Below are 8,523 nucleotides of genomic sequence, written 5' to 3' on the forward strand. Positions count from 1 at the left end.
TCAATATACATTTCATCAGTTTTTGAAACAGTGATTATGAAAAAAATAAAAAATATTTTGCTGCTGCTGGCGGCCATTTCCGGCAGTGCATCCTGCAAAAAATACCTGGACATTGTGCCGGATTATACCCCCACCATCGAAAATGCATTTGCGCTACGGACCCAGGCAAAAAAATACCTGGCAACCTGTTACTCCTATTTGCCGAAACTGGGGGAGTATTCGGACAATTTTACGCTTGTGGCTTCCCGGGAAATTGTAGCCCCAACCGGGGGGGTAACCGCAGCGGTTGCCCCTGCGATGCAGCAGTTTTTAGACATGGCTTACGGAGCCCAGGGGGTAAATGAGCCCGTGGCAAACTACTGGGATGGCGCCAGAACCGGCACTCCTTTATTCAGAGGCCTGCGCGACTGCAATATCTTCCTGGAGAACATTGATAAGGTTCCGGATATGTCGGCCGGGGAAAAGCGGCAATGGGCAGCTGAAATAAAAACACTCAAAGCCTATTATCATTTCTTCCTGCTGCGGATGTACGGGCCTGTTCCGGTAATGCGGAAGAACCTGCCTATCTCTGCCAGCGTAGAGGAAGTACAGGTAAAAAGGGAACCGGTGGATTCTGTTGTGTCCTATATCGTTCAGCTTATAGACGAAGCCACACCCGATCTGCTGCCGGCGATCACCAATGTGACGGAGGAAATGGGTAGGGTTACACAAACGATTGCATTGTCGATAAAGGCACAAACCCTCGTATGGGCCGCCAGTCCCCTGGTAAATGGAAATACAGATTATGCAAACTTTAAAAATAAGGATGGAGAAGCTCTGGTAAGTACAGCCTTTGATGTGGCAAAATGGCAGAAGGCAGCGGAGGCCTGCAGGGTGGCGATCGAAGCAGCGCATTCCGTTGGACATACAATGTATTATTTTCAGACACCCGTTGGATTCCCTGCCATTTTACCCAGCACAAAAGCAAGCCTCGATATCCGTTGTGCTATCACCGAAGATTTTAATGTAGAAACGATCTGGGGCTTTAAAAACTCAAAACCGAGCGCCCTGCAGCTTCTGGCCATACCCAACAACGGGGGCTCGAGGCCGGCTATTATCGGTAATGCTTTTTATGGGGTCAATATGGAAGCCTGCGAGTTATTTTATACAAAGAATGGTGTGCCTATAGATGAAGATCCGTCCTGGAACTATGCCGGCAGGTATACAACCCTGGCCACTGTGCCCAATACGCCAGACTCCGGGTTCCTGAAAAAAGGTTTTGTGACCTCCGCTTTCAATATGGACCGGGAAAACCGTTTTTACGCGGACCTCACCTTCCAGGGCGGTTCATTTGTGTATAATACCTATATGAAAGACCTGCTCTACTATACAGGTATTGGAACGGCTACCAATGACAAGTATTCCATGACGGGGTACTGGCCCAAAAAGCTGGTGAATTATAAATGCACTGGCGATAATAATACCCGCACTATTGTGCCCTATACCTGGCCGGCCATCCGGTTGTCTGAATTGTACCTGATGTATGCAGAGGCCCTGAATGAATCGGCCGGTCCTTCGGTGGAAGCCTATTCCTATATCGATTCAGTACGCGCACGGGCAGGCTTAAAAGGCGTTGCGGAGTCCTGGACGAAGTATTCCCGTAACCCGGCAAAATATACAACCAGGGAAGGCCTGAGAAGCATTATACAGCAGGAAACACAGATCGAATTTATGTTCGAGGGGAACAACTACTGGAATGCCCGCCGCTGGAAACGGCTCGATATCCTGAACCGGCCGGTTACGGGATGGGATGTTTTAAAGAAAACTTCTGTGCCCTCAGATGCGCCAGCATTGTATTATAATAAGGTGAACTACTACCAGCCGGCTGCTTCGCTGCGGGACTTCCTGGCACCCATAAAAGAATATAATTTATCAGTGAATCACAACCTGGTTCAAAACCCCAAATGGTAATTGAAAGAACAGCGATGATTGGATCGCATTGATTAAAGGATTTTAATATGAAATATTTAGTTTTTATTTTGATGTATGCACTAACGGTAAGCGGCATAGCCTCCTGCCGGAAGTCGGATGATAACAGGGCCCCGCTTTTCACCAGCAACACAAAGCCGCTGCCTGTTACGGATGTAAAAGTAACCAACGTTGCAGGCGGGGCCATTATAACATATAAGCTGCCAAAGGATCCGTCGATCCTGTATGTGCAGGCAGATTATGTTGTGAACGATAAAGTAAAACGACAGGAGAAAGTGTCTTTTTATGCAGATACCATCCTGGTAAACGGGTTTGCCCGGGAGGACGCGTATAAGATAACACTGCGCAGTGTAACGGAGAGTGAAATAAAGTCAGACCCGGTAGAGGTCCAGGTAAACCCCCTTACACCACCGTACCGCTCCATCGCGGCTACTATTGCCATGCAGGATGCGTTTAGCGGGGTTAATATAACCTGCCAGAATCCGGAGGAAGCAGAAGTGGGCATAGGACTGGTGGTGGATACAACCGGGCGGCCGGGGCTTGTTTACACCGAATATACAAAAGCGATACCCGTGAATTTTAGTGTGCGGGGTTTTGCTCCCAGGCCGTATAGAATGGGCGCGTACGTTGTTGACCGGTGGGGGAATATCTCCGATACGGTATGGAATACGATTACCCCCCTGTATGAGACGCTGCTTAATAGAAATATTATGACCAATGCAAAATTGCCGCAGGATATGGCTACGCTTTGGGGCGCAAGCAAAACGCTGGAGCAGGTATTGACCTATACAGGGGCAACCGCCGGTTTTTATGGAGGCTTCGGGAAAATGACAACGATCTACCTGGGTAAACCGGCAAAATTAAGCCGCTTTAAGTTTTACCAGACCACGGATGGAGGACTTTATAATTTTGCAAACCTGAAAGTTTTTCAGGTGTGGGCCAGTATGAATCCGGGCCCTACCGGCGCGCTGAATGACGGTACGTGGACCCAATTAGGTACCTACGAAATTATCAAACCATCCGGCAAAGTGCTTGGACAAAATACCCAGGAGGATATCGACGCTGCAAACGCAGGGCATAGTTTTGATTTCCCCAGTCCTGTGGTGCAGGCTAAATATGTCCGGATTGTTACGGTGGATACATGGGCAGTGGAGAATGACAACCGGTTAAGAATTGGTACCATCTATTTCTGGGGCGATGCTGATTAGAATTACCGGGTTTTTGTAATGATTAAATTTTGATACATGAAATATATTTTTGGATTTTTATTAGCGGTTACCGGATGCATGTTGTCCTGTAGCAAAATGGAGGATATGCACCGGAAGTACTTACAGGATGGGGAACTGCACTATGTGGGGGCGCCTTACGATGTGGGAATAACGCCCCTGGTAAAAGGAGTCCGCATCCGGTTTGCAAAAACGGCAGACCCTACCGTGTTAAAGTATATCATCTATTGGAATAACAGGGATAACAGCCAGGATGTAAATCCTACAGATAGCCCGGTAGAAAGCGTGGACCTTGAAGGGCTCGCCAGTGGAAATTACAGCTTTGAGCTCATCGCCGTTGACGGAGCAGGTAACCGGTCAAAAACCGTTTACGCTGCGGGAGTGGTGGAGTGAACAGGATTTTTAGAAATGATAGTCCCCGTATTTTTATGAAACGTTCAGGCAGGATAGGATTTTCCGCACCTGTCCAATGAACGTTCGGGAGGGGATGAGCACTGATTCCTGGTAAACGCAAAACGGATCCGCGCTCATCTGCGGGAACCTCCCATGAATCGTTAAATATAAGTCTGAATAATTCCTGTATGAAAACAGTTGTGCTGAGTTTGTTGTTCTGTTTATTGTTCACTGCCTCCAAAGAACAGGTTACAGACAGCGGTAAGCGGTATCCGGGTACGAGTCCCCCGAGGGAATTTGTTATAGGCGGTTACCTGGCCAATTATAGCTTTGATAAATTTCATTTTTCTTCGTTGCCGTATCTTAATCGCGTTTATTATTTTGGAATAGCGCCCTCAGACAACGGTACATTTAGTTTTCCTCCGGCCGATGCCGTACGGCTGTCGTTGTTACGATCTGAATTGTCGAAGGATCAGCAGTTGTATTGGGTGATAGGTGGGTGGACCCAGTCAAAAAATATTCCGGTAATGGCCGCCAGCAGGGATTCCCGGTCAAACTATATAAGATCCGTTATCGCTTTTTGTAAGCAATACCGGGTAGCAGGCGTCGATCTTGACTGGGAAGATTTCCCGGTTGAAGTAGATGAAAATGCTTATGTTTTGCTGGTTAAGGAATTGTCGGAAAAATTGCGCAGTGCGGGTATCGGGTTTACCGTAGCTTTGGGGGTACCGGAAAAAAAAGTGAAACTGGCGGTTAAAATTCAGGACTTTGTTGATGAAATAAACCTGATGGCGTACGGGAAGTTTGACAAGGCTGGCAACCAGGCCACCTGGGAACTATTCAAAAAATGGCTGGCAGCCTGTGACGCAGCAGGCATCAAGAGAAATAAACTGATAGTAGGTGTTCCTTTTTATGGCAAACGGTTGCCTGACGGGGACGATCATACGCCGCTTGCCGTTACTTATGCTGATATTGTAGGCCGGGCTCAGCCATCGCCCCGGTCCAATAAATATCAGAAGTATAGTTATAATGGAGTGGAGCTGATAAAGGCAAAGACCCGGTTCCTGCGGCAGGAGGGATATAAAGGGATTATGATATGGGAATTGTCGCAGGATCTGCCGGCAGGTTCCGAAGTCTCGCTATTGCGGGCAATATATAACGCTGCAAATTAAGTGGGAGATTCCGGTGGGTGCAGAAGCCGGTGCAGATGGTCTGCACCGTTGGCAGGAGCACGATCATAGGCGTTTTATGTTAAACAGGTTCTTAATATTTGTAAATAAATAAATGTGGCAAAAGATGAAATATTGTTTTAAAAAGTTTTTTTTTATCAGTGGCGCAATCCTTTTAGGTCTTACCGGCTTTGCGCAAAAGAGCCGGAAGCCCCAGCCTCCCAATATCCTGATCATTGTGTCCGATGACCATGCTTTCCAGGCGATCGGTGCTTATGGAAGCAAAATGATGGAAACACCGGGTATTGACCGCCTGGCAAAAGAGGGCGCTGTTTTCAGCAATGCCTTTGTAACGAATTCGATCTGCGGTCCCAGCCGGGCCTGCATCTTAACCGGTAAGTACAGTCATATAAATGGGTTTAAGGACAACCTGAGCAAGTTTGACGCCAGCCAGGATCTGTTTGTAAAGCGGTTGCAAAAGGCGGGGTACCAAACCGCCTGGATCGGTAAAATGCACCTGGATACCAAACCACAGGGATTCGACTACTGGGAAATTCTTCCCGGCCAGGGACACTATTATAACCCGGACTTTATTGAGATGAACGGAGATACCATCCGGCGCACCGGTTACGTTACCAATGTTACCACGGAGCTGGCTGAAAAATGGCTGGGCTCCCGTGATGCTTCAAAGCCCTTCTGCCTCGTAGTGGGACATAAAGCCACCCACCGCGTATGGATGCCCGATCTGCAGGACCTGGGAAAATTTGATAAAAAACAGTTTCCCCTGCCGGATAATTTTTATGACAACTATGAAACCCGGTATGCCGCTGCGCACCAGGATATGAATATCGAAAAAACATTACGCCTGGGCTATGATCTGAAGGTAATGCAGACCAATGATTTCGGCGCCGATAACTATACGCGGATGAATGCGGAGCAAAAGAAGGTGTATGATGCCTATTACAAAAGAATAGAAAAGGAATTTATCTCAAAGAACCTTTCCGGCAAAGCGCTAACTGAATGGAAATACCAGCGGTATATGAAGGACTATCTTGCCACGGCTGCCTCCCTGGACCGTAATATCGGTGAGCTGTTGAACTACCTTGATAAAACGGGCCAGGCAGATAACACGCTGGTGATCTATCTGTCGGACCAGGGATTTTATATGGGCGAGCACGGCTGGTTCGACAAACGGTTCATGTATGAAGAATCGTTCAGAACGCCCATGCTGGCACGTTTTCCCGGCGTTATAAAGCCTGGTACGGTATATAGGGATATGGTCATGAACATCGACATAGCGCCTACGGCCCTGGAGCTGGCAGGGTTAAAAGTGCCTGCGGAGATACAGGGAAAATCGATGCTGCCCCTGTTAAAAAATAAAGGACAGCAGCCCAGGGATGCACTTTACTATCACTACTATGAAGCCGGGGAGCATTCCGTGATCCCGCATTTTGGCGTGCGTACCAACCGGTATAAGCTCATCCGTTTTTACCAGCTGACCGATAAATGGGAACTGTTCGACCTGGAAAAAGATCCGCATGAAATGCGCAATGTATTTGACGACCCGGGTTACCAAACCGTACAGGCAGCGCTTATGAAGCGTTTAAAGGAACTCATTGAGGAGTATAAGGATACGGATGCAAAACAGATCCTTGGTAATTGATGACCTTCGTTTTTATGCTTCTTCATTAAAAAATATTTTTTGATGGCCCGTTATTTTTCCGGCAGCAGCCAAAGGAATGCTTTGGCCCTGGTAATGCTTTTTTTTGTTGTAAATGCCGTTGCACAGCAGGTAAACATGATTCCCCGGCCGGCCGGCATAACGCAGGGTGAGGGATATTTTTTACTGGATCCGTCTGCTAAAATATATATTGCGGATGCAGCTGCGAAAAAAACCGGTGCCCTGTTGAACGACTATATAAAAGCCCGTTATGGCTTTACACTCCCGGTGCAAAGAGGCCGGGGAAGCGCCTCGGGTAAAGCCATTATTTTTCGTATAGCGCGGTTGGGGCCGGCACAGATCCCCGGGGCCTATCAATTACAGGTAACGGGCAAAGCGATACGGATCACCGGTAATGATGCTGAAGGCGCTTTTTACGGGATGCAGTCGCTGATCCGGTTACTGCCATTTGAAAAAGTGAGCCGCCTGCCTGTTCCCGTTGTTCAGATTACAGATCATCCGCGCTTTGCATACCGGGGATTGAACCTGGATGTTTCCCGGCATTTTTTTCCCGTAAGCTATCTCAAAAGATACCTTGATATCATGGCGGCTTACAAAATGAATGTATTTCACTGGCACCTGACGGATGACCAGGGATGGCGCATCGAGATAAAGAAGTACCCGCTGCTGACGCAAACAGGCGCCGGGCGCAATGGGACCATCAGGGGCTATTACCCCGGTACCGGGAGTGATAACAGTCCCTATAGAGGCTACTACACACAGGAAGAGATAAAGGAGGTGGTCGCATATGCGGCTGAACGCTATATTACGGTTATTCCTGAAATAGAAATGCCCGGCCATAGCAGTGCGGCCATAGCGGCCTATCCTTCGCTCAGCTGTTTTCCGGGCCGGACTACGATGATCCCGCTGAATATGGTAGCCCTGAAAACGGTGCAGCAGGCACAGGAAACGGGGCGTAAAAAATTTGTGCAGGAAACCTGGGGCGTTTTTGATGATGTATATTGCGCCGGCAAGGATGCCACTTTCGCATTTTTACAGGATGTGCTGGATGAGGTATTACCGCTGTTCCCATCAAAATACATCCATATTGGTGGTGATGAATGCCCCAAAACGAACTGGAAGCAATGCCCGCAATGCCAGAAAAGGATGAAGGAGGAGCAGCTGAAAGATGAACATGCGTTGCAGAGTTATTTTATCCGGCGGATCGAAAAATACCTGAACAGCAAAGGCCGCCAGATCATCGGCTGGGATGAGATCCTGGAGGGAGGGCTGGCTCCCAATGCTGCGGTAATGAGCTGGAGGGGCGAGCAGGGCGGCATAGAAGCGGCCCGGCAAAAGCACACCGTGATCATGACCCCGGCAAACTTCTGTTACCTCAACCGCAAGGGGTTGGAAAAGGAGGACTCACTCACCGCACCGGCCTTGCTCCCCATCGAAAGGGTATATCAGTATAACCCCGTACCATCATCGCTCACACCGGAAGAAGCAACATATATCATCGGTGCCCAGGCCAGTGTCTGGACAGAGTATATTGCCAACGCAGCAAAACTGGAGTATATGCTTTTTCCACGGCTAAGCGCCATGAGCGAGGTATTATGGACGGATGTTGAAAACAAGAGCTGGCCCGACTTTCAGAAGAGAGTACAGTATGAACAAAAACGGTATCAATGGCTGGGGCTTCATTATAACCAGAAAATACTTTCGGGGTTGTTGGAAAAATAAGCGGCTCCTGCCATAACCCTGTTCGGGGCGATCGCTACCGGGAGGGCAAGACGCGATTAAAGCCCCCTTCAGACGGCCCGGTAAATCCGGGCAGTACACATTATAAAATACTTTAATTAAATTGAGGCGATTCCGGGTTGGGAGTGGCAAATTTGAACAGGTTGATAAACAGCTTGTTAGTTTTTGTGTGCCGGGAAAGTGGATCATTAAGAACCCCTTGTTGCGTTAATCAATTGTTAAGGTGTTTTTTATTGACGCAAAGGGGCCCCGGCGGTTGTACCTTAAATGGATAATACACCCCAAAACCAGTTGTTATGTTAACCCTTCTCAGTCACCTTACCGAAATCCCGCAATGCGATGCTGT

6 protein-coding genes are annotated in these 8,523 nt (G+C 48.3%); all 6 read left to right on the forward strand.

The window, feature by feature from the left end; genetic code table 11:
- Positions 1 to 36 precede the first annotated feature (36 nt).
- The 6 genes from BLS44_RS25295 to BLS44_RS25320 all read left to right on the forward strand — a co-directional run bounded on the left by BLS44_RS25295 (position 37) and on the right by BLS44_RS25320 (position 8,159).
- On the forward strand, positions 37 to 1,950 hold the full coding sequence (locus BLS44_RS25295) for a RagB/SusD family nutrient uptake outer membrane protein (RefSeq protein WP_090393553.1): 1,914 nt from the start codon (positions 37 to 39) through the stop codon (positions 1,948 to 1,950).
- 47 nt (positions 1,951 to 1,997) lie between these two features.
- The gene (locus BLS44_RS25300; protein ID WP_090393554.1) at positions 1,998 to 3,176 is read left to right on the forward strand and encodes a DUF4959 domain-containing protein; all 1,179 of its coding nucleotides are present in this window, start codon (positions 1,998 to 2,000) and stop codon (positions 3,174 to 3,176) included.
- 36 nt (positions 3,177 to 3,212) lie between these two features.
- Positions 3,213 to 3,587: a DUF4998 domain-containing protein gene (locus BLS44_RS25305; RefSeq protein WP_090393555.1), complete on the forward strand. Its 375-nt coding sequence runs from the start codon at positions 3,213 to 3,215 to the stop codon at positions 3,585 to 3,587.
- A gap of 188 nt (positions 3,588 to 3,775) precedes the next feature.
- Complete coding sequence (locus BLS44_RS25310; RefSeq protein WP_090393556.1) at positions 3,776 to 4,759, forward strand: glycosyl hydrolase family 18 protein; 984 nt, start codon at positions 3,776 to 3,778, stop codon at positions 4,757 to 4,759.
- A gap of 124 nt (positions 4,760 to 4,883) precedes the next feature.
- On the forward strand, positions 4,884 to 6,419 hold the full coding sequence (locus tag BLS44_RS25315; protein ID WP_090393559.1) for a sulfatase family protein: 1,536 nt from the start codon (positions 4,884 to 4,886) through the stop codon (positions 6,417 to 6,419).
- A gap of 42 nt (positions 6,420 to 6,461) precedes the next feature.
- Positions 6,462 to 8,159 carry a beta-N-acetylhexosaminidase gene (locus tag BLS44_RS25320; protein ID WP_245729442.1) on the forward strand — a complete coding sequence of 566 codons (1,698 nt, stop codon included), beginning with the start codon at positions 6,462 to 6,464 and terminating at the stop codon, positions 8,157 to 8,159.
- Positions 8,160 to 8,523 lie beyond the last annotated feature (364 nt).

Source organism: Niabella drilacis, from assembly GCF_900101395.1.
GTDB lineage: Bacteria > Bacteroidota > Bacteroidia > Chitinophagales > Chitinophagaceae > Niabella > Niabella drilacis.